This window comes from Microbacterium enclense, from assembly GCF_004022425.1.
GTDB classification, from domain to species: Bacteria; Actinomycetota; Actinomycetes; order Actinomycetales; family Microbacteriaceae; genus Microbacterium; species Microbacterium enclense_A.
Genome location: NZ_RBZY01000004.1, coordinates 63,459 through 83,569 on the forward strand (window position 1 = coordinate 63,459; position 20,111 = coordinate 83,569).

A 20,111-nucleotide genomic window follows, 5' to 3' on the forward strand; every position below is an offset into this window, starting at 1 on the left:
CTCGTGGATCGGGCGGTCAGAGCGCGCCGAAGATGAAGGGCGTGGCGATGCCGATCAGCGCGAGGATCTCGATGAAGGCGACACCGATGAACATGGTGGTCTGCAGGCGACCGGCGAGCTCGGGCTGACGGGCGGTCGACTCGATGGTCTTGCCGATCATGATGCCGAGACCGATGGCCGGGCCGATGGCAGCGAGACCGTAGCCCACGGTCGCGATGTTGCCCGTGACCTGAGCGAGAATCGTCGTTGCGTCCACTGAGGGTTTCCTTTCGTAGGGCGATCAGCCAGGCGGCAGATCGTCAGTGCTCTTCCGCCACCGCGAGCTGGATGTAGACCGCGGTGAGGATCGTGAAGACGTAGGCCTGCAGGAGAGCCACGAACACCTCGAAGAGAGTGAACGCGAGCCCCAGCGTGAGCGTTCCTGCCGCCAGCGGGGTCAGCCAGTTGAAGCTGAAGAAGAAGAAGTTGGTCGCCGAGAAGAACAGCACCAGCATGAGGTGGCCGACGATCATGTTCAGCAGCAGTCGGAGGAAGAGCGAGACCGGCCGGGCGATGAACACCGAGATCAGCTCGACGACGGCGATGATCGGGATGAGCGCCTTCGGAACGCCGCTGGGCACGAGCGAGTTCTTCAGGAAGTGGCCCACGCCGTGACGGCGGATACCGGCGTAGACGAAGGCCACGTAGGCCGTGAGCGCGAACACCAACGGCGCACCGGCGACCGAGGTGCCAGGGATGTTCAGGAAGGGGATCACGCCGGTGAGGTTCAGCGCCATGATCGTGAAGAACATCGCGGTCAGAAGCGGCAGGAACCGCTTGCCGTCCTTCTCGCCGAGGACCTGGTAGGCGATCTGCTCGCGGATGAATCCGAAACCGAGCTCCATGACGCTCTGCAGGCGGCCGGGAACGACGCGCATGCGGCGCGTTCCCAGCACGATCAGGGCGACGATCAGCGCCGTCGCGAGCAGCTGCACCAGCGTGATGCGCGTGATCGCGAAGGGCGTGCCGGCGAACAGCAACTCGGGCGGGAAGAAGTCCGAGATGGAGGGCGGGGAGAAGTAAGGCGCGTCAGCAGCGTGCGCGATCGAATTCGCCTGAGTCAACGGGGTGGCTCCAGCTTCTCGAACCGGGTTGAAGTGGTTCGGGGAGGGTGGGAAACGGCTCTCCCCGGGGCCTCGGCGTCACCGCCGCACACCGGCCGAGGTGCGTAGGAACACAGTATCAAAGATCGCCGGATTTGCGGCATCCCGATGTGGTCAGACCTCATCGGGGTCGCTCCGCTGCGGCAGAACGGTCTCGGAAACCGCCGGAAGGCGCATGCGGGAGATGACCACGAGGTCGACCACGAGCGAACTCACGGCCGTCGCCAGGAGGGCGAAGAAGAACACCGGCGGCACGATCCATTCCACCCGGAGCAGGAGGAAGAACGCGACGATCACCAGGACGAACTTCAGGAGCCATCCGCCGAGGACGACGCCGAAGAAGATCTGCAACCAGGCGGGATGACCGTAGAAGCGGTTGGCGATGAGGATGCTCACCGCCGTCAGAGCCGGGAAGATCGCCCCGACTCCCGCTCCGATGCCGCCGCTCGCCGCCCCTGCCCCGCCGGCGACGAGGGTGCCGATGACGACGGCGAGGACGAGCACGACGCCGGTCACCACCGCCGACCACAACAGGGTGGCACGCAGGACGGGGGTGCTGGAGAGGGGGGCGGTCATCGAGACTCCTCACGGATGGGTCGGCGCGCGAGGCGCCCGGACGGGAGAACGGTGAGCACTGCGCAGGCGACGACGCCGACGAGCCCGAAGGCGATGCCGATGAGGTAGTCGCCGGGCCAGCTCTGCTGCGTGCCGATGTACATGAGCAGGAACGACAGGCTCACCACGGCGGTCCACGCGTAGAAGATCAGGACGGCATCACGGTCGCTGTGGCCCATGTCGAGCATGCGGTGGTGCAGGTGCTTGCGATCCGGCGAGAACGGCGAGCGGCCGGCCCACTGGCGTCGGATGACGGCGAGTCCGAAGTCCACCAGGGGCAGCAGCACGATGACCACCGGTAGCAGGATCGGGATGAAGGCACCGAGGAGCTGCGAGCGACCGAGCTGTTCGGGGTCGAGTACGGCGGGGTCGAGCTGCCCCGTGATCGCGACCGCCGAACTGGCCATCAGCAAGCCCAGCATGAGCGCCCCGGAGTCGCCCATGAACAGCTTCGCGGGCGTCCAGTTCATCGGCAGGAAGCCCAGGCACGCACCGATGAGGACGGCGGCGATGAAGGATGCCAGATTGAAGTACGTGCTCGCACCGGTGTCGCGCACGAGAAGGTACGAGTAGGCGAAGAACACGCCGTTGGCGATGAGGCAGACGCCCGCGACCAGACCGTTCAAGCCGTCGATGAAATTGACCGCGTTCATGACCACGACCAGAGCGAACACCGTCAGCAGGAAGCTCACCCAGCTCGACCCCACCGTCAGCGCCCCGATGGGGAGCGACAGGATCTGCAGCTGTCCGAACCAGGCGATGATGCCGGCCGCGACGAACTGCGCCCCGAGCTTGATCATCCAGTCGAGATCCCAGAGGTCGTCGGCCACGCCGACGAGCACGATGAGGAGCACCGCGCCCAACAGGGAGAGCACGGGAACCGGGTCGGTCCAGAAGATGGCGAAATAGGGGTTGCGGCTGGAGAGCGCGAACGCGGCGACGACGCCGAGGAACATCGCGACCCCGCCGAGTCGCGGCGTCGGCGTCGTGTGGACGTCACGATCCCGGATGCCGGGATACAGCTTGAAGCGCAGAGCGAGCTTCCACACCACCCACGACAGCGCCAGAGTCACCGCCGCCGTGAACAGGATGGTGAGGAGGTACTGGGTCACGGACCCGGCGCCTCGGAATCCGAGGCCGCTACCGGGTCGGAAGCCCCCGCGGTACCCGTCTCAGGGTCGGGCTCCAACAGGTCGCCGAGGACCTCGCGCAGCCGCGTCCGCGAGACGGTTCCCTCGCGGAGGACGCGGACCCGCGGCTCGGCACCGCCGACGAGGGTCGTGGCATCCACGATGGTCGAGGCGAAGCCCCACTCACTGGGACCGGCGTCGAGGTAGGCGGCGACGCTGTCACCGAGCATGTCGCGAGCCTCGTCGATGCTCACAGCCGCCGGCATGCCCGTGCGGTTGGCGCTCGACACCGCGAGCGGCCCCGTCTCTTCGAGCAGCTCCAGCGTCAGGTTCTGCGCGGGCATGCGGACGGCGACCGTCCCGTTGGTGTCGCCGAGGTCCCACGACAGCGACGGCTGCGCGGGCAGGACGATCGTCAGCCCACCCGGCCAGAAGGCGTGAACGAGATCGTCGACCGCGGCGGGCACGTCGGCGACGAGGGCGCGGAGCGTCCCGACACCGGGCACGAGGACGGGCGGCGGCTGCTGACGGCCGCGTCCCTTCGCCTCGAGCAGGCCCGCGACGGCGCGCGCGTTGAAGGCGTCTGCGGCGATTCCGTAGACGGTGTCGGTGGGGAGCACGACGAGTTCGCCTCGACCGATCGCCTGACGCGCGTGGCGCATCCCGGAGAGCAGCTGCGACTCGTCACGGCAGTCGTAGACGGGTGACATGTCGCGCACAGTCTACCGACGTGCAGCCGCGCGCGCGGTCAGGGGCGGATCGCCGTTGTGGCGCGGTCGCGCGTGGTCAGATCCGGGTGCGTCGCCGCCGCCAGCCACCCGTCGGCGGCGAGGATCGCGCGGATGGCCGCGCCCTGCCACTCGCCGTGCTCGATGACGATGGTGCCGCCGGCGTGCGCCAGCCGCAGGCCGACGCGGCTGAGCACGCGCACGGCATCCAGTCCGTCCGGGCCGCCGTACAGTGCCGCCGGAGGGTCGTACAGACGCACCTCGGGATCGCGCGGGATCGCGTCGTCGGGAACGTATGGAGGGTTGGATGCCACCACCGACACCGTTCCATCGAGGTCAGGGAAGGCCTCGGCGAGGTCGATGAACGCGAGCGTCACGTTCGTCGCGCCGATGCGGGCGACGTTCTCCCTCGTCCAGATGAAGGCGTCGACGGAGTTCTCGGCCGCGAACACGCGGGCATGCGGGACCTCGGTCGCCATCGCGAGCGCGATCGCGCCGCTTCCCGTGCCGAGATCGACCGCGATCGGGGAGGGGGATGCCGCAGACCGGAGCGCGTCGATCGCCAGCTGCGCCACCATCTCGGTCTCGGGGCGCGGGACGAACACCCCCGGCCCGACGGCCAGTTCCATCGAGCGGAAGGGCGCCACGCCGGTGAGGTGCTGCAGGGGTTCCCGGGCCGAGCGCCGATCCACGAGCGGCGCGAGCGCGGCCGCGGCGGTCTCGGGGAGCCGGTCACCGCGGATGGCAGCGGCCTGCACTCCCCCGCGCGAGGTCGAGAGGACATGGGCGAGGAGGAGTTCGGCATCCACCCGGGGGTCGGGGATGCCGGCCGACGCGAAGCGCGCGGCCGTGGCGTGGAGGACGTCACCGACGGACGGCGTGGAGGACGAGACGGTTTCGGGCATGACGGGTCCCGAGCCTAGTCGCGCGTCGTCACACACGGACCCGCGGCCGGCGCCTCACCTAGGATTGTCGCGATCCGACCGACGGCGAAAGGCGAGCCATGCCCGGCATCCACACCGACATCACCTCAGCGTTCGGCGACACCCCTCTGGTGCGCCTGAACCGTGTCGCGGAAGGCGCCGGGGGCCAGATCCTGGCCAAGCTCGAGTTCTACAACCCCGCCTCCAGCGTCAAGGACCGCCTGGGGATCGCGATCGTCGACGCGGCCGAAGCCTCCGGCGAGTTGAAGCCCGGCGGCACGCTCGTCGAGTCGACGAGCGGCAACACCGGCATCGCGCTGGCGATGGTCGGCGCCGCACGCGGGTACAAGGTCATCCTGACGATGCCGGCGTCCATGTCGAAGGAGCGTCGCGTCCTGCTCCGGGCGTTCGGCGCGGAGCTCGTGCTCACCGACCCCACCAAGGGGATGTCGTTCGCGGTCGAGGAGGCCAAGCGCATCGTCTCCGAGACCCCAGGTGCCGTGTGGGCGCGCCAGTTCGAGAACGAGGCGAACCCCGAGATCCACCGCAAGACCACTGCCGAGGAGATCCTCCGCGACACCGACGGCAAGGTCGACTACTTCGTCGCCGGGATCGGCACGGGCGGCACCATCACCGGCGTCGGCCAGGTGTTGAAGGAGCGCATCCCGGGCGTCAAGGTCGTCGCCGTGGAGCCCGCCGACTCGCCCATCCTCACGAAGGGACACCCCGGCCCGCACAAGATCCAGGGCATCGGGCCGAACTTCGTGCCGGCGATCCTCGACCGCGACATCATCGACGAGGTCATCGACGTCGAGTTCGACGACGCCATCCGCCTGGCGCGCGAGACCGCGGCCAAGGACGGCATCCTCGTCGGCATGTCCTCCGGCGCGGCGATCTGGGCCGCACTCGAGATCGCGCGACGCCCCGAGGCCGAGGGGAAGAACATCGTCGTCATCATCCCGTCGTACGGCGAGCGCTACCTCTCCACCGCCCTCTACGAAGACCTGCGCGACAACTGACGTGGGGGTTCTCTCCCGCATCCGCGAGGACGTCGCCGCGGCCAAACTGCGCGACCCCGCGGCGCGCGGTGGCGTCGAGATCGCGTTGTTGTACCCCGGCCTCCACGCCGTGTGGGCGTACCGGGTGGCGCACCGTTTGTGGCTGCGCGGCCTGCGCTTCCCCGCGCGAGCGCTGTCGCAGGTGGCGCGCTGGCTGACCGGAGTCGAGATCCACCCCGGCGCCGTCATCGGCCGGCGCTTCTTCATCGATCACGGCATGGGGGTCGTGATCGGAGAGACGGCCGAAGTGGGCGACGACGTCATGCTCTACCACGGCGTCACCCTCGGCGGCCGCCAGCGCGAGGGCGGCAAGCGGCACCCGACGCTGCACGATGGAGTCGCGGTCGGCGCCGGGGCGAAGATCCTCGGTCCGATCACGATCGGCGCGCACAGTCTGGTCGGCGCGAACGCCGTCGTCACCCGCGATGCGCCGGCCGAGAGCGTGCTCGTGGGCGTACCCGCCAAGCCGCGCGCGCGTCGTCCGAGCGAAGACACTCGGGCTCTGCTCACGGCACCCGAGTACTGGATCTGACCGGCGTTCAGCGCTTCGCCGTGACCGATGCCCGCGCGGGCCGGTCGATCAGAAGCACGGTCAGCACCCCCGTCACGACCGCCGATACGATCCAGACGACCAGCGGCGCCAAGAACCAGGCGCCGACCGTCGTGATCCGCACCCCCGCGGACGGCAGCAGCACGACGACCAGCAGCGACACGAACGTCGCGATGATGCCGATGCCGCCGAGGAGCAGCGGCGCGCGCTTGCGCGCGAGACGGGTCACGAGTGGCGTCGCAAGGCTCTGCACGACGGCGAAGACCACGATCGCCACCAGGAAGCCCCACACGTCGAGCCACGAGATGCGGAAGCCGTCGACGAACAGGTCGGCGAGGACGAGACCCGCCGCCGCCGAGGCGAGGTAGATCACGACGCGGAACAACCAGGTCTTCATGCTGTGAGGCTAGCGGAGCGTCGGCCGTAGGCTCGGAGGATGACGCGCCCGCACGATCTGTCGCTCGCCGCCCAGATCGCCGCCCTGCGAGCCGGGGAGATCGGACCGGTCGAACTGGCCGCGCACTACCTCGATCGCATCCGGCGCTTCGCCGACCTCGGTGCGTTCGCGGAGATCACCGGTGAGGCCGCCCTCGCGCGCGCTGCCGCCCTGGAGGAGATGTCCCCGGATGGCCCCCTCTGGGGCGTGCCCTCGGCCGAGAAGGACCTCGTCGCGCGCGCCGGCGTTCCCACCCGATACGGCTCCCGTTCCCGCCTCGCCCACGTCCCCTCGGTCTCGGACGCCCTCGCCGAGGCGATGGATGCCGCGGGCGCGGTGAGCCTCGGGAAGACCAGCACGTCGGAGTTCGGCCTCACCGGCTTCACCGAACCGCTCATCCATGCCCCGGCCCGGAATCCCTGGGCCCCCGATACCGGCGCCGGTGGATCCAGCGGCGGCGCGGCCGTCGCTGTCGCCGCGGGGCTCCTCCCCGCCGCGGTCGGTTCGGACGGCGGCGGATCGATCCGCATCCCGTCCGCTACCGTCGGAGTCGTCGGCCTGAAGCCCTCGCGCGGACGCCTCCCCATCGGTTCGGGATTCGACTCCCCCGACGGCCTCGCCGTGGCCGGGCCGATCGCGCGCGCCGTCGAGGACGCGGCACTCCTCCTGGACGCGCTGGTCGGGCTCGCGCCGTTCTCGTACGCGACCGCGGCTCCCGGGCGCGGTCCCTTCGTCGAGGCCGCTCGCCGCGCGACGCCCGGCCTTCGCATCGGCGTCACGACCGTCTCGCCGTGGGACGACGACGAGAACATCGTGCTCGACCCCGCCGCCCGCGCGGCGTTCGATACGGCCACCGCCTGGCTGAGCGACGCCGGTCATGCCGTGGCCGACGCGGACTGGCATCCGGTGGGCTATCCCGCCCTGTTCCGGGTGCTGTGGCGGGCGAGCGCCGCCCGTGTCCCGTTGAGCGACGACGACATGACCGCCGTCGAACCGCTCACCGCATGGCTCGTTCGCGAAGGACGGTCGCTGTCGGCTCCCGATCTCCTCGGCGGACTGACCGAGGCCCGCGCCTTCGAACGCCGGACGGTCGCCGACTTCGCGGCGTTCGACGCCGTGCTGACGCCTGCGCTGGCGCAGTCGCCACGGCCGGTCGGGTGGTACGCCGGGCACGACCCCGAGCGGACGTTCGCGATGCAGGTCGAGTACGCGCCGTACTCCAGCTTCGTCAACGTCGCGGGCCTTCCGGCCCTGACGCTGCCGGTGGCGACGGATGCCGCGGGACACCCCGTCTCGGTGCAGCTCATCGGCCGACCGGGCGGCGAGGCGGCACTGCTCGCGCTCGCGACGCAGCTCGAGGGACGCCGCGGCCCCCTCCCCCGCCCGCCCTTCTGGGACGCCTGAGGTTCCTCGGCCGAGGAGGACCGCCGCGCCCGGGTCGGGGCGGTGTACCGCACAACTCCTGCGGTCTGCGGGCTCTCGCGGCCGCAGCAGCGGCTCGCGGCTGATCTGCCGGAGTTGTGCGGCCGAGGCAGCCCGGAAGAAGCGAGCGGGCTCAGCCCTCGGAGAGGGCGGCGAGCCGGGCCTCTTCGTCGGCGGTGATCGCCGACTCGATGATCGGGCCGAGCGCGCCGTCCATGACCTGATCGAGGTTGTAGGACTTGTACCCCGTGCGGTGATCGGCGATCCGGTTCTCGGGGAAGTTGTAGGTGCGGATGCGCTCGGAACGGTCCATGCCGCGGATCTGCGAACGGCGGGCGTCGGCGGCCTGCGCGTCGCGCTCCTCCTGCTGCTTGGCGAGAAGGCGGGCGCGCAGCACGCGCATGCCGGCCTCGCGGTTCTGCAGCTGCGACTTCTCGTTCTGCATCGACACGACGATCCCGGTCGGGACGTGCGTGATGCGCACCGCGGAGTCGGTCGTGTTGACCGACTGACCGCCCGGACCCGACGAACGGAACACGTCGATCTTCAGGTCGTTGGGGTCGATCGCGACCTCTTCGGGCTCGTCGACCTCGGGGAAGACGAGTACGCCGGTCGTCGATGTGTGGATGCGCCCCTGCGACTCGGTCGCCGGCACGCGCTGCACCCGGTGCACGCCCCCCTCGTACTTGAGGTGCGCCCACACGCCCTGCGCGGGATCGCTCGACGAGCCCTTGATCGCGACCTGGACGTCCTTGTAGCCGCCGAGGTCGGACTCGTTGCGCTCGAGTAGTTCCGTCTTCCACCCCATGGATGCCGCGTACTGCAGGTACATCCGGAGGAGGTCGGCCGCGAACAGTGCGCTCTCCGCGCCACCCTCGCCCGCCTTGATCTCCATGATCACGTCACGGGCGTCGTCGGGGTCGCGCGGGATGAGGAGCCGCCGCAGCCGCTCCTGGCTCTCGTCCCGTCGCTGCTCGAGCGCGGGCACCTCCTCGGCGAAGGCCTCGTCCTCGCGGGCGAGTTCGCGCGCGGCATCCAGGTCGTCCGACGCGGACTGCCACGCCTCGTAGGCGTGAACGATCCGGTTCAGCTCGGCGTAGCGCCGATTGACCCGCTTCGAGCGCGCCGCGTCGGCGTGCACGGCCGGGTCGTTCAGCTCGAGCTCGACCTGCCGGTGCTCATCGAGCAGTCCGCGAACGGACTCGAGGATGCCGGAATCGGACACGGCTCAGCGGATGCCGTTGTCGTGCCCGTTGTCTCCACGCGCGGGAGCCGGGATCGACTTCTGCATCTGGACGAGGAACTCGACGTTGGACTGCGTCTCCTTGAGCTTGCCGAGCACGACCTCGAGGGCCTGCTGCGGGTCGAGACCCGCGAGCGCGCGACGCAGCTTCCAGGTGATCTTGACCTCGTCGGGCGACAGCAGCATCTCTTCGCGACGGGTCGAGGACGCGTTGACGTCGACCGCCGGGAAGATGCGCTTGTCGGCGAGCTGGCGGTTCAGGCGCAGTTCGCTGTTGCCGGTGCCCTTGAACTCCTCGAAGATCACGTCGTCCATCTTCGACCCGGTCTCGACCAGCGCCGTCGCCAGGATCGTGAGCGACCCGCCGTTCTCGATGTTGCGTGCGGCGCCGAAGAAACGCTTGGGCGGGTACAGCGCCGAGGCGTCCACGCCACCGGTCAGGACGCGACCCGAGGTCGGTGCCGACAGGTTGTAGGCCCGGCCGAGGCGGGTGATCGAGTCCAGCAGCACGACGACGTCGCGACCGAGCTCGACGAGACGCTTGGCCCGCTCGATGGCGAGTTCGGCGACCGTGGTGTGATCTTCGGCGGGACGGTCGAACGTCGAGGCGATGACCTCGCCCTTGACCGTGCGCTGCATGTCGGTGACCTCTTCGGGGCGCTCGTCCACGAGCACGACCATGAGGTGGACCTCGGGGTTGTTCTGCGCGATCGCGTTCGCGATCTGCTGCAGCACGATCGTCTTGCCCGCCTTGGGGGGCGCGACGATGAGACCGCGCTGGCCCTTGCCGACCGGTGCGACCAGGTCGATGAGGCGCTGCGTGAGCTTCTCGGGCGCGGTCTCCATGCGCAGACGCTCCTGCGGGTACAGCGGGGTGAGCTTGCCGAACTCGACGCGGGCGGCGGCATCCTCGACCGACAGACCGTTGATCGAGTCGACCTTCACGAGCGCGTTGTACTTCTGGCGGCTCGACTGCTCGTTCTCGCGCGGCTGCTTGATCGAACCGACCACCGCGTCGCCCTTGCGCAGGTTGTACTTCTTGACCTGACCGAGCGAGACGTAGACGTCGCTGGGGCCGGGCAGGTAGCCCGTGGTGCGTACGAACGCGTAGTTGTCGAGCACGTCGAGGACGCCCGCGATGGGGATCAGGACGTCGTCCTCGCCGACCTCGCTCTCGAACTCGTCACCGGTGGCGGCCTGTCCGCGACGCTTGTTGCGCTGACGGTTGCGACCGTTCGCCTGGTTCTGCTGCTGGGCCTGCTGACCGTTCTGCGCGGGGGCCTCGGCCTCGTCGGCGGCGGGCGCGGCGGCGTTCGCCGCGGGCGCGGGCGCGTCGGCGTTCTCGGCCTTGTTGCGGTTGCGGTTGCGCGACCGGCTGCGGCTGCGGCTGCGCGACGGCGTGTCGGCGGACTCCTCGGCGCTGTCGCCGTCGGTGGCGTCGGCCTGGGCGGTGTCGCCCTCGGTGGCGTCGGCCTGGGCGTCGACCGCGTCGGTCGGGGAGGCCACGGTCTCGGTGTTCGCGTCGGCCTCGGCGGACTGCCCCGCGGCCTCGGGAGCCTCGGCGGGGGTCTCGGTGGGGGTCTCGGTGACCTCGGCGGCGATGGGCGTTTCCGCCGGCGCCGCGTCGACGGGAGCCTCGGCCGCGGTCTCGTCCGCGGGCGCGCTCTTCGCTCGGCGCGGGGCGCGCTTGCGGGGCGCGCGGGCGGGCTTGGCGGGCGCCTCCCCGGCGGCGGGCTCCTCGGCCGAAGGAGCGGGCTCTTCGACCGGAGCACCCGGCTCCGCGGCGGGGGCTGCGACGGCCTCTTCGGCGGCCGGCTCCACGGCGGGGGCCACCTCGTCGGTGGCGGGCGCCGCGTCGGCGGGCGACTCCTCAGCGGCGGGCACCTCGACGGGGGCTTCTTCCCCCGCGGGCTCCTCGGCGGCGGCGGGCTCGGCCTGCTGCTCGTCGGCGGCCGGTGCCTCCTCCGCGGTCGGGTCCTCGGCCGCGGGGGCGTCGTCGCCCTCCGCATCGACGGGCGCGTCGAACAGCGTCTCGTCGGCGGGAGCGGCGGACTGCTCCTCGGTCGGGATGTCGGCACCCTCGGGCGCGTCAACGGGCTGGGTCTCGGAGATGGACTCCACGAGTGCTCCTCAGAAATGAAACATGGTCAGATCGCGGGGTATCGCTGCAGAGCGCAGACGAGAACTCACACCAGCGGTTCGGGAGACTGCAGCCGAGACCGGGTTCGCGATTTGTTGCGGATTTCGCAGGTGGTGCAGAGGCTCAGATTCGCGTGCTAAGCGGAACCCTCTGCGGGCTTCACTGTACCACCCTTGACGTCGACGGCGAGCATGAGCGCCTGCCACGGGGTGTCGACGACCGACGAGGTGAGCTCCGCCGCCGCCACACGCTGTCCGGGCCCGTCGGCGAGCACGAGCACGCTCGGACCCGCTCCGGAGACGACGGCCGCGTACCCCTCCGCCCGCAGCGCCCGGACGAGGCGGTCGGTCTCGGGCATGGCCTGGGCACGGTAGTTCTGGTGCAGTTTGTCCTCGGTCGCGGCCATCAGCAGCTCGGGGCTCTGGGTCATCGCCGCGATGAGCAGCGCCGAACGCGACACGTTGAACACCGCGTCCTCGCGCGGCACCTGCAGGGGCTGCAGGCTGCGCGCCACCGCCGTCGACATGGTGAAGCTCGGGACGAGCACGAGCGGCGCGACGCCGCGGTGCACGATGAGCTGCTTGTGCTGGGGACCGGTGGCATCCATCCACGCGATCGTGAGCCCGCCGAACAGGCCGGGAGCGACGTTGTCGGGGTGGCCCTCCATCTCGGTCGCGAGGCGCAGCAGCTCGACGTCAGAGAAATCGACCTCGCCCTCCAGCAGGCCTTTCGCGGCCAGGATGCCGGCGACCACCGCCGCACCGGAGGAGCCCATCCCGCGCCCGTGGGGGATGACGTTGTGCGCCACGAGACGCAGTCCCGGAAGCTCCCGTCCGACCGACGCGAACGTGTGCGCGATCGCGCGCACCACCAGGTGGGACGCGTCGCGGGGTACGTCGATCGTCCCCTCGCCGGTGATCTCGATCTCGAGCCGACCGGACTCGAGCGCCTCTACCGTCAGCTCGTCGTACACGCTCAGCGCGAGCCCGAGGGTGTCGAAGCCCGGGCCGAGGTTCGCGCTCGTCGCCGGGACGCGGACCGCGACGCGGCGCCCGAGGGCTGCGGTCACTCGGCCACCGGCTTCAGGTCGAGGACCGAGGCGACCTCCGACGTGGTGGCGTCGACGACCGTCGGCTTGACCTCGGAACCGTCGGACTTGCGGAGCGCCCACTGCGGGTCCTTCAGGCCGTGACCGGTGACGGTGAGCACGACCTTCGCGCCGGCGGGGACGACGCCGGCCTCGGCGCGGTCCAGCAGACCCGCGACACTGATCGCGGACGCGGGCTCGACGAAGACGCCCACCTCGCCGGCGAGGATCTTCTGCGCCGCGAGGATGCGGTCGTCGTCGATCGCGCCGAACCATCCGTCGGTGGCATCCCGAGCCTCGAGGGCGAGGTGCCACGAGGCGGGGTTTCCGATGCGGATCGCGCTGGCGATCGTCTCGGGGTTCTTCACGACCTCGCCGCGCACGAGCGGCGCGGAACCGGCGGCCTGGAAGCCGAACATCCGCGGCACGCGCGTCGAGACACCACGGTCGACCTCTTCGCGGTAGCCGCGCGAGTAGGCCGTGTAGTTGCCGGCGTTGCCGACGGGGATGAAGTGGAAGTCGGGGGCGTCGCCGAGCTGCTCGACGACCTCGTAAGCGGCGGTCTTCTGGCCCTCGATGCGGTCGGGGTTGACGGAGTTGACGAGGTGCACCGGGTAGTGGTCGGCGAGCTCGCGCGCGATCTCGAGGCAGTCGTCGAAGTTGCCGCGGATCTGGATCAGACGGCCGTTGTGCGCGACGGCCTGGCTGAGCTTGCCCATCGCGATCTTGCCCTCGGGGACGAGCACGGCAGCGGTGATGCCGGCGTGCGCGGCGTACGCGGCGGCCGAGGCGGAGGTGTTGCCCGTCGACGCGCAGATGACGGCCTTCGCTCCGTGCTCGACGGCGCGCGAGAGCGCCACCGTCATGCCGCGGTCCTTGAAGGAGCCGGTGGGGTTCATGCCCTCGAACTTGACGTAGACGTCCGCGCCCGTGCGCCGCGAGAGGGCGGGAGCGGGGATGAGGGGCGTCCCACCCTCCCCCAGCGTCACGACGGTCGAGGCGTCGGTGACGCCCAGGCGGTCGGCGTATTCACGGAGGACTCCGCGCCAGACGTGTGCCATGTCAGTTCCCTTCCACGCGCAGTACGGAGACCACGCGCTCGACGACGCCGCTCGCGGCGAGACGCTCGACGGTCTCGCTCAGGTCTTGCTCACGGGCCTGGTGTGTACCGATGACCAGACGCGCCGACCCACCGGCGGCAGGGTCGTCGGCGTCCGATTCGATGGTGGTCTGCTCCACGGTCGCGATCGACACGCGGCCCTCGCTCAGGATGCCGGCGACCGTGGCGAGCACGCCCGGCTGGTCGTCGACCTCCAGCGTGATCTGGTACCGCGTGATGACCCGGCCGATCGGCACGGTGGGGAGGTTCGCGCGCGTGGACTCGCCGACGCCCACTCCCCCGGCGATGTGGCGGCGCGCGGCGGAGACGACGTCGCCGAGAACGGCGGAGGCGGTCTGCACGCCCCCGGCGCCGGCGCCGTAGAACATCAGGTCGCCGGCCGCCTCGGCCTGGACGAAAACGGCGTTGTTCGCACCGTGGACGCTCGCGAGCGGGTGCGAGCGCTCGACGAGCGCGGGGTAGACGCGCACCGAGATGGACTCGCTCGCCTCGCCCGCACCGGCCGCGAGGCGCTCGCACACCGCGAGGAGCTTGATGACGTAGCCCGCGTGACGCGCGGACTCGATCATCGCGGCATCGATCCGGGTGATGCCCTCGCGGTGAACGGCATCCAGCGGCACGGTCGTGTGGAACGCCAGGCTCGCGAGGATCGCCGCCTTCTGGGCGGCGTCGTAGCCCTCGACGTCGGCGGTCGGGTCGGCCTCGGCGTAACCGAGCGCCTGCGCCTGCGCGAGGACATCGGCGAAGTCGGCCCCCTCGGTGTCCATCCGGTCGAGGATGTAGTTCGTCGTGCCATTGACGATGCCCATGATGCGAACGACCCGGTCGCCGGCGAGCGAGTCGCGCAGCGGACGGATGATCGGGATGGCACCGGCCGCGGCGGCCTCGTAGTAGACCTCCGCCCCGACCTGATCGGCGGCCTCGAAGATCTCGGATCCGTGGGTGGCGAGCAGCGCCTTGTTGGCCGTGACGACGTCGGCTCCGGAGTTGATGGCCTGCAGCACCTGCGTGCGGGCCGGCTCGATCCCACCCATGAGCTCGATGACGATGTCGGAGCCGACGATGAGGCTCTCGGCATCCGTCGTGAACAGCTCGCGCGGCAGGTCGGTATCGCGCTTGCCGTCGAGGTTGCGGACGGCGATGCCCGCGAGTTCGAGGGTGGCGCCGGCGCGGTCGGCCAGTTCGGCGCGGTGCTTGAGCAGCAGGTCGGCGACCTGCGAGCCGACGGCACCGGCGCCCAGCAGCGCGACGCGCAGCGTGCGGTAGTCGGTCATTCGGTGTCTCCGTGGGATGGGGCGGCCGCGCCGCGGAACGACGAGGGCGGGGATGCCGCGACACCGACGTCGCGGGAGAGGAGGTCGTCGACGGTCTCGCCGCGGACGATGACGCGCGCCCGTCCGTCGCGTACGGCGACGACCGGCGGACGCGGCGTGTAGTTGTAGTTGTTCGCGAGCGAGAAGCAGTACGCACCGGTGGCCGGCACCGCGAGCAGATCGCCCGGCGTGACGTCGTCCGGGAGGTACTCGGCATCCACCACGATGTCTCCGGACTCGCAGTGATGCCCCACGACGCGGGAGAGCGCGGGGTCCGCGGCGCTGACGCGCGACACGAGCCGGGCCGAGAAGTCGGCGCCGTAGAGGGCCGGGCGGGCGTTGTCGCTCATGCCGCCGTCGACGCTCACGTACGTGCGCTCGAGACCCTCGCCGATCGATACCTTCTTGACCGTGCCGACCTCGTAGAGGGTGACACCGGCCTGTCCGACGATGACGCGTCCGGGCTCGCACGCGACGTCGGGCATCGGGATGCCACGGACCGCGCACTCGTCGGCGATGGCGTCGAGGATGCCGTCGGCGATCTCCTCGATGGGGCGCGGGTCGTCGACCGAGGTGTAGGAGATGCCGAATCCGCCACCGACGTTGAGGAGCGGGATGTCTCCCCCGGCGAGAAGGTCGGCGTGGAGGTCGACGAGGCGCGCCGCGGACTCGCGGAAGCCGGCCGAGTCGAAGATCTGCGAGCCGATGTGAGCGTGCAGGCCCACGAAGCGGAGGCTCGCCAACTCGCGGATGCGCTCCACGGCCGCCGTCGCTGCGTCGAGCGAGAAGCCGAACTTCTGGTCTTCGTGAGCGGTTGCGAGGAACGCGTGGGTCTCGGCGTGCACACCGGTGCGCACGCGCACGAGCACCGGTTGGACGACACCGCGACGATCGGCGATCGCGGCAAGGCGTTCGATCTCGATCGGGCTGTCGACGACGACCGAGCCGATCCCCACCTCGACCGCGCGCTCGAGCTCGCCGACGCTCTTGTTGTTGCCGTGGAACCCCAGGCGCGCGGGGTCGGCACCGCCGGCCAGGGCGACCTCGAGCTCCCCGCGCGTGCACACATCGACCGCCAGACCTTCGTCGGTGACCCAGCGCACGACCTCGGTCGACAGGAATGCCTTACCGGCGTAGTACACACGGGCGTGGACGCCGTGGCGCTCGGCGGCAGCGGTGAACGCGGCACGGGCGCGGCGGGCGTGCGCGCGCACCTCGTCCTCGTCGAGGACGTACAGGGGCGTGCCGAAGCGCTCGCGGAGGTCGAACACCGACACCCCGCCGATCTCGACGGAGCCGTCGTCGACGCGGTGCGCGGACGAGGGCCAGACGGAGGCGACGAGCTCGTTCGCTTCCGCCGGGGCGGTGAGCCACTCGGGCACGAGCGCGGAGTGCGAGGCGGACACGGAGGAACCAATCGGGTTTTGCGGCGACGCGACGGCCGCGGATCACGGCTCCTGCCCGCGCGGGGCGTCACGCGACAGGCAGTCCTTGCAGTCTAGGGCACGGCATATGCCGCCCCCGTCCCACGCCTCGCCGCCCGAGGTCGTCGACCGGTACCCACGGGTGAGCCGGCGGGCGATCCGTCGCGGTGAGCGCCCGCCGTTGCCGGAAGAGCGAGGGATGCCACCCTCCCCCGACCGTAGCGTGGGGCCGTGTCGAGCCCGTCCCCCGTCGTCGTCGAGGCGCTCGGCATCACCCTCGGCATCGACGTCGCCGCCCTGGACCCTCCCCGGCGCGCGGCGGTGCGGGCCGCGTGGAGCGGCGCCCGGGCACCGCGCGGAACCCCGACGCGGGCGATCGTGACGCCCACGGCATCCCTCGATCCGGGCGCGATGCTCGCCGCGCTCTCGAGCGCCGTCACGACGCGCGCGATCGAGGAACGGCGGGGCGAGCTGTGGATGCTGCACGCCGCCGGGGTCGCCGGCGCCGACGGCGGCGTCGTGGTGCTCGTCGGCGCCTCGGGCGCGGGCAAGACCACGGCGATCCGGGTGCTCGCGTCGGCCGCGGGATATGTCTCGGATGAAGCGGTCGGGGTGGCCGTGACCGGTGAGGTGCAGCCGTACCGCAAGCCGCTGTCGCTGATCACCGCGGGGGTCGCGCACAAGGTGCAGCGCTCGCCGGACGAGTTGGGACTCGGCCCCCTGCCCCGCGGGGGTCTCCGGTTGGCGCGGATCGTCCTGCTGGATCGTCGCACCGGGGGCGATGCCGCGCGACTCGTTCCCGTGCCCGTCTCGGAGGCGATCGCCGCGCTCGCCGCGCAGTCGAGCGGACTGGTGCAGCTGCCGCGGCCGGTCGCGACCATGGCGGAGCTCATCGAGCGGACCGGCGGGGTCCTCCGCGCCGAGTACACCGAGGCGCGCGAACTCGCCGTCCTCATGCGAGAGGTGCTCGACGCGGAGGCTCCGCCGCCGACGACCGCCGGGATCGAGGCCGCTCCCCCTCCCGAGACCACCCGCGCGCGCGGCGCCGCGCCCGTGTACGACCGCGCCGACGCCGTCGACGCGTACGGGCTCTCCGACGACACGGTCGCGGTGCTCACGGCCAACCCCGACGGGAGCGGCATGCTGCGCGTCCTCGCGGGCGTCGGACCGACGCTGTGGGACGCCGCTCGCGGAGCGACGCACGACGATCTCGTCGCCGCGGTCGACGCGCGGTTCGACTGCCCCGACCCGTGGGGCGTCACCGATGCGGCGGTAGCGTCACTCGTGGATGCCGGGCTGCTCCGGATCACGGGAGCCTAGGGTCAGCCGCAGGTGCCGTTCTGCTGCAGCGCCGGGTCGTTGAGCAGGCGCCCGTCGATGGCGAACGTGGCCACCACGTCCTCCCCCTGGACGCTCACCCCGTCGAGCGTCAGCCCGGCCGGAAGACGGTCGGCGATGCACAGTCGCCACGTCTGCACCGCGCGATCGGCGACACCGCCGAGCTGACCCCGCAGTGTGTCGGCGTCGACCCGGTTGCCGCCGAGGTCGAAGGCCGTGGGGGTCAGCGTCAGGTCGCCGTCCGCCGCCCCGGGTGTGGCAGAGATTCCTACGGGAATCGAGATGCCGAACACCGAGAACTCCGTCGACAGCGTCACGTCGGGGGCCGCGGTGCCGACGGTGTCGGCCGGGAAGTCCGGGATCTGCGCGAGCAGGGCCCGCAGCTGATCGGGGTCGAGGCGCACGGATGCCGACCCTCCCGCGGCCGGCGCGTCGCCCGCGACGGGGACGTCCTGCAGATCGACGCGGACGTCGCCGTTCAGCGGACCGAGCACCACGTCGGGCGCGGACACCGCGACCTGGTCGAGACGTCCCTTCACCAGCTGCGGAAGCACGATGCCGGGCACCTCGACGTCCACCTGCTGATCAGCGGGCAGACCGACCTGCTGCACGACGAGCGAGCGCACGGTGTTCGCGACCGCCGAGCGGGCGATGACCTCGGCCGCCACGAGCACCCCCGCGATCACGACGAGGACGATCACGACGATCGCGATCATCCGCCCGGTTCGACGACGGGGGTGCGTGGCATCCGTCATGACTACATGCGCTCCGGAGCGCTTACGCCCAGCAGTGCGAGGCCGTTGCGCAACACCTGACCGGTCGCGTCGTTGAGCCACCGGCGGGTGCGGTGCACCGGCTCGACCGCGGCGTCGCCGAGCGGGATGACGCGGCAGTTGTCGTACCAGCGGTGGTAGAGACCCGCCAGTTCTTCGAGGTAGCGGGCGACCCGGTGGGGTTCGCGCACCTCCGCGGCGTACGCGACGATCCGCGGGTACTCCTGCAGCGCACCGAGCAGCGCCGACTCGGTCTCGTGGTCGAGCAGTTCGGGAGCGAACTCGGACCGGTCGACACCCGAATCGGCGGCGTTGCGCGCGACGTTGTGCGTGCGCGCGTGGGCGTACTGCACGTAGAACACGGGGTTGTCGTTCGTGCGCTTCTGCAGGATCTCGGGGTCGAGCGTCAGCGGCGAGTCGGCCGGGTACCGCGCCAGCGAATACCGCAACGCGTCGGTGCCGAGCCACTCCTGCAGGTCGTCGAGCTCGATGATGTTGCCCGCGCGCTTGGACAGCTTCGCGCCGTTGATCGACACGAGCTGCCCGATGAGCACTTCGATGTCCTTCTCGGGGTCGTCGCCCGCCGCACCGGCGAGCGCCTTCAGCCGGTGGACGTAGCCGTGATGATCGGCGCCCAGCAGGTAGATCTTGTGCGCGAAGCCGCGGTCACCCTTGTTGAGGTAGTAGGCGGCATCCGCGGCGAAGTAGGTGTACTCGCCGTTCGAGCGGCGGATCACGCGGTCCTTGTCATCGCCGAAGTCGGTGGTGCGCACCCACACCGCGCCCTCGTCGTCGAAGACGTGGCCCTGTTCGCGCAGGCGGTCGACCGCCTCGTCGACGAGGCTCGGCTGCCCGTCGACGTGGGCGTGGAGCGCCCGCTCCGAGAACCAGACGTCGAAGTGGACGTTGAAGCGCTCGAGCGAGGCCTGGATCTCGCCGAGCTGGAACCCGTAGGCGAGTTCGGTCGCGACCGAGATCTGCTCGGCCCGGTCGAGTTCGCGGATATCGGCGCGCTCGGCGGCGACCCGCTCCGCCAGCGAGGCGATGTAGGCACCGCCGTATCCGTCGTCGGGGGTGGGCTCGCCGTGCAGCGCCGCGACGACCGAGCGGCCGAAGCGCTCCATCTGGGCCCCGGCGTCGTTGATGTAGAACTCGCGCACGAGCGTCGCGCCGCTGGCCAGCAGTACGCGGGCGATCGCGTCGCCCAGCGCCGCCCAGCGGGTGTGACCGATGTGCAGCGGACCGGTCGGGTTCGCGCTGACGAACTCGAGGTTGATGGTGTTCCCGCGCTGGGAGTCGTTCGTCCCGAACGCTGCGCCCTGCTCGACGATGGTCTTCGCGAGGGCGCCGGCGGCGGCGGCATCCAGTCGGATGTTGATGAACCCGGGGCCGGCCACCTCGACGCTCGCGATGCCGTCGACGCTCTCGAGGCCCGCGGCGATCTCTGCCGCGAACTCCCGCGGGTTCGCCCCGACGACCTTCGACAGCTTCAGCGCCGCGTTGGACGCCCAGTCGCCATGGTCGCGGTTCTTCGGCCGTTCGAGCGGCAGGTCCGCGACGGTGACCCCCGCCGATGAACCCTCGCGTCGCGCCTCAGCGAGCGGGGCGATGACGGCGAGCAGGGCGGCGGAGAGGGCTGCGGGATCCATAACCCTGCAATTCTAGGTGA

At 70.9% G+C, this 20,111-nt stretch carries 19 protein-coding genes; 4 read left to right on the plus strand and 15 right to left on the minus strand.

The genetic code is table 11. From position 1 onward, the window contains the following. Window positions 1-16 precede the first annotated feature (16 nt). The 6 genes from atpE to prmC form a co-directional block, all read right to left on the minus strand. Window positions 17-256 (minus strand): F0F1 ATP synthase subunit C, encoded by a 240-nt coding sequence (gene atpE, locus D8Y23_RS01825; protein ID WP_055834851.1) that lies wholly within the window; start codon window positions 254-256, stop codon window positions 17-19. A gap of 43 nt (window positions 257-299) precedes the next feature. Further along, the gene (atpB, locus tag D8Y23_RS01830) at window positions 300-1,103 is read right to left on the minus strand and encodes a F0F1 ATP synthase subunit A (RefSeq protein WP_240663724.1); all 804 of its coding nucleotides are present in this window, start codon (window positions 1,101-1,103) and stop codon (window positions 300-302) included. A gap of 153 nt (window positions 1,104-1,256) precedes the next feature. Continuing rightward, complete coding sequence (locus tag D8Y23_RS01835) at window positions 1,257-1,718, minus strand: hypothetical protein (protein WP_128216466.1); 462 nt, start codon at window positions 1,716-1,718, stop codon at window positions 1,257-1,259. Then, complete coding sequence (locus tag D8Y23_RS01840) at window positions 1,715-2,869, minus strand: MraY family glycosyltransferase (protein WP_128216467.1); 1,155 nt, start codon at window positions 2,867-2,869, stop codon at window positions 1,715-1,717. Before D8Y23_RS01840 ends, D8Y23_RS01835 begins: the two co-directional genes overlap by 4 nt. Further along, window positions 2,866-3,597 carry an L-threonylcarbamoyladenylate synthase gene (locus D8Y23_RS01845; protein WP_128216468.1) on the minus strand — a complete coding sequence of 244 codons (732 nt, stop codon included), beginning with the start codon at window positions 3,595-3,597 and terminating at the stop codon, window positions 2,866-2,868. Before D8Y23_RS01845 ends, D8Y23_RS01840 begins: the two co-directional genes overlap by 4 nt. Window positions 3,598-3,635: 38 nt before the next feature. Then, window positions 3,636-4,520: a peptide chain release factor N(5)-glutamine methyltransferase gene (gene prmC / locus D8Y23_RS01850; protein ID WP_128216469.1), complete on the minus strand. Its 885-nt coding sequence runs from the start codon at window positions 4,518-4,520 to the stop codon at window positions 3,636-3,638. Window positions 4,521-4,618: 98 nt separating this feature from the next. Between prmC and cysK the strand changes: the two genes are divergently transcribed. Together cysK and epsC are read left to right on the plus strand one after the other, a co-directional pair. After that, the gene (gene cysK / locus D8Y23_RS01855) at window positions 4,619-5,557 is read left to right on the plus strand and encodes a cysteine synthase A (RefSeq protein WP_128216470.1); all 939 of its coding nucleotides are present in this window, start codon (window positions 4,619-4,621) and stop codon (window positions 5,555-5,557) included. A 1-nt stretch (window position 5,558) separates the two neighbouring features. Further along, window positions 5,559-6,128: a serine O-acetyltransferase EpsC gene (gene epsC / locus D8Y23_RS01860; RefSeq protein ID WP_128216471.1), complete on the plus strand. Its 570-nt coding sequence runs from the start codon at window positions 5,559-5,561 to the stop codon at window positions 6,126-6,128. A 7-nt stretch (window positions 6,129-6,135) separates the two neighbouring features. On the opposite strand, the gene D8Y23_RS01865 is transcribed toward epsC, so the two are convergent. Beyond that, entirely contained in the window at window positions 6,136-6,543 is a 408-nt protein-coding gene (locus D8Y23_RS01865; RefSeq protein ID WP_128216472.1) for a phage holin family protein, read from the minus strand. A 39-nt stretch (window positions 6,544-6,582) separates the two neighbouring features. Here D8Y23_RS01865 and D8Y23_RS01870 point away from each other — a divergent pair, with 39 nt between their 5' ends. Next, window positions 6,583-7,986 carry an amidase gene (locus D8Y23_RS01870; protein ID WP_128216473.1) on the plus strand — a complete coding sequence of 468 codons (1,404 nt, stop codon included), beginning with the start codon at window positions 6,583-6,585 and terminating at the stop codon, window positions 7,984-7,986. Window positions 7,987-8,137: 151 nt separating this feature from the next. Here D8Y23_RS01870 and prfA read toward each other — a convergent pair whose 3' ends face one another. From prfA to lysA, 6 genes are all read right to left on the minus strand, one after another. Beyond that, window positions 8,138-9,214, minus strand: a complete 1,077-nt coding sequence (gene prfA, locus D8Y23_RS01875) for a peptide chain release factor 1 (protein WP_128216505.1) — start codon at window positions 9,212-9,214, stop codon at window positions 8,138-8,140. A gap of 18 nt (window positions 9,215-9,232) precedes the next feature. Continuing rightward, on the minus strand, window positions 9,233-11,368 hold the full coding sequence (rho, locus tag D8Y23_RS01880) for a transcription termination factor Rho (RefSeq protein ID WP_240663725.1): 2,136 nt from the start codon (window positions 11,366-11,368) through the stop codon (window positions 9,233-9,235). A gap of 155 nt (window positions 11,369-11,523) precedes the next feature. Then, on the minus strand, window positions 11,524-12,456 hold the full coding sequence (gene thrB, locus D8Y23_RS01885) for a homoserine kinase (RefSeq protein ID WP_128216474.1): 933 nt from the start codon (window positions 12,454-12,456) through the stop codon (window positions 11,524-11,526). Next, entirely contained in the window at window positions 12,453-13,535 is a 1,083-nt protein-coding gene (gene thrC, locus D8Y23_RS01890; protein ID WP_128216475.1) for a threonine synthase, read from the minus strand. The genes thrB and thrC overlap by 4 nt, the downstream gene beginning before the upstream one ends. A 1-nt stretch (window position 13,536) precedes the next feature. After that, entirely contained in the window at window positions 13,537-14,868 is a 1,332-nt protein-coding gene (locus D8Y23_RS01895) for a homoserine dehydrogenase (protein WP_128216476.1), read from the minus strand. After that, window positions 14,865-16,313, minus strand: a complete 1,449-nt coding sequence (lysA, locus tag D8Y23_RS01900; RefSeq protein ID WP_205796727.1) for a diaminopimelate decarboxylase — start codon at window positions 16,311-16,313, stop codon at window positions 14,865-14,867. Before lysA ends, D8Y23_RS01895 begins: the two co-directional genes overlap by 4 nt. Before the next feature lie 249 nt (window positions 16,314-16,562). Here lysA and D8Y23_RS01905 point away from each other — a divergent pair, with 249 nt between their 5' ends. After that, the gene (locus D8Y23_RS01905; protein ID WP_128216478.1) at window positions 16,563-17,651 is read left to right on the plus strand and encodes a hypothetical protein; all 1,089 of its coding nucleotides are present in this window, start codon (window positions 16,563-16,565) and stop codon (window positions 17,649-17,651) included. A gap of 2 nt (window positions 17,652-17,653) precedes the next feature. On the opposite strand, the gene D8Y23_RS01910 is transcribed toward D8Y23_RS01905, so the two are convergent. Further along, entirely contained in the window at window positions 17,654-18,424 is a 771-nt protein-coding gene (locus D8Y23_RS01910; protein ID WP_128216479.1) for an LmeA family phospholipid-binding protein, read from the minus strand. A gap of 2 nt (window positions 18,425-18,426) precedes the next feature. Further along, window positions 18,427-20,091, minus strand: coding sequence for an arginine--tRNA ligase (locus tag D8Y23_RS01915; protein WP_128216480.1), 1,665 nt, complete (start codon window positions 20,089-20,091; stop codon window positions 18,427-18,429). Window positions 20,092-20,111 lie beyond the last annotated feature (20 nt).

Coding starts and splice junctions, on each gene's coding strand:
- D8Y23_RS01835 (WP_128216466.1), bottom strand. CDS start 1,718: ATGACCGCCCCCCTCTCCAGCACCCCCGTCCTGCGTGCCACCCTGTTG.
- D8Y23_RS01845 (WP_128216468.1), bottom strand. CDS start 3,597: ATGTCACCCGTCTACGACTGCCGTGACGAGTCGCAGCTGCTCTCCGGG.
- prmC (WP_128216469.1), bottom strand. CDS start 4,520: ATGCCCGAAACCGTCTCGTCCTCCACGCCGTCCGTCGGTGACGTCCTC.
- cysK (WP_128216470.1), top strand. CDS start 4,619: ATGCCCGGCATCCACACCGACATCACCTCAGCGTTCGGCGACACCCCT.
- D8Y23_RS01865 (WP_128216472.1), bottom strand. CDS start 6,543: ATGAAGACCTGGTTGTTCCGCGTCGTGATCTACCTCGCCTCGGCGGCG.
- D8Y23_RS01870 (WP_128216473.1), top strand. CDS start 6,583: ATGACGCGCCCGCACGATCTGTCGCTCGCCGCCCAGATCGCCGCCCTG.
- thrC (WP_128216475.1), bottom strand. CDS start 13,535: ATGGCACACGTCTGGCGCGGAGTCCTCCGTGAATACGCCGACCGCCTG.
- D8Y23_RS01895 (WP_128216476.1), bottom strand. CDS start 14,868: ATGACCGACTACCGCACGCTGCGCGTCGCGCTGCTGGGCGCCGGTGCC.
- D8Y23_RS01910 (WP_128216479.1), bottom strand. CDS start 18,424: ATGACGGATGCCACGCACCCCCGTCGTCGAACCGGGCGGATGATCGCG.
- D8Y23_RS01915 (WP_128216480.1), bottom strand. CDS start 20,091: ATGGATCCCGCAGCCCTCTCCGCCGCCCTGCTCGCCGTCATCGCCCCG.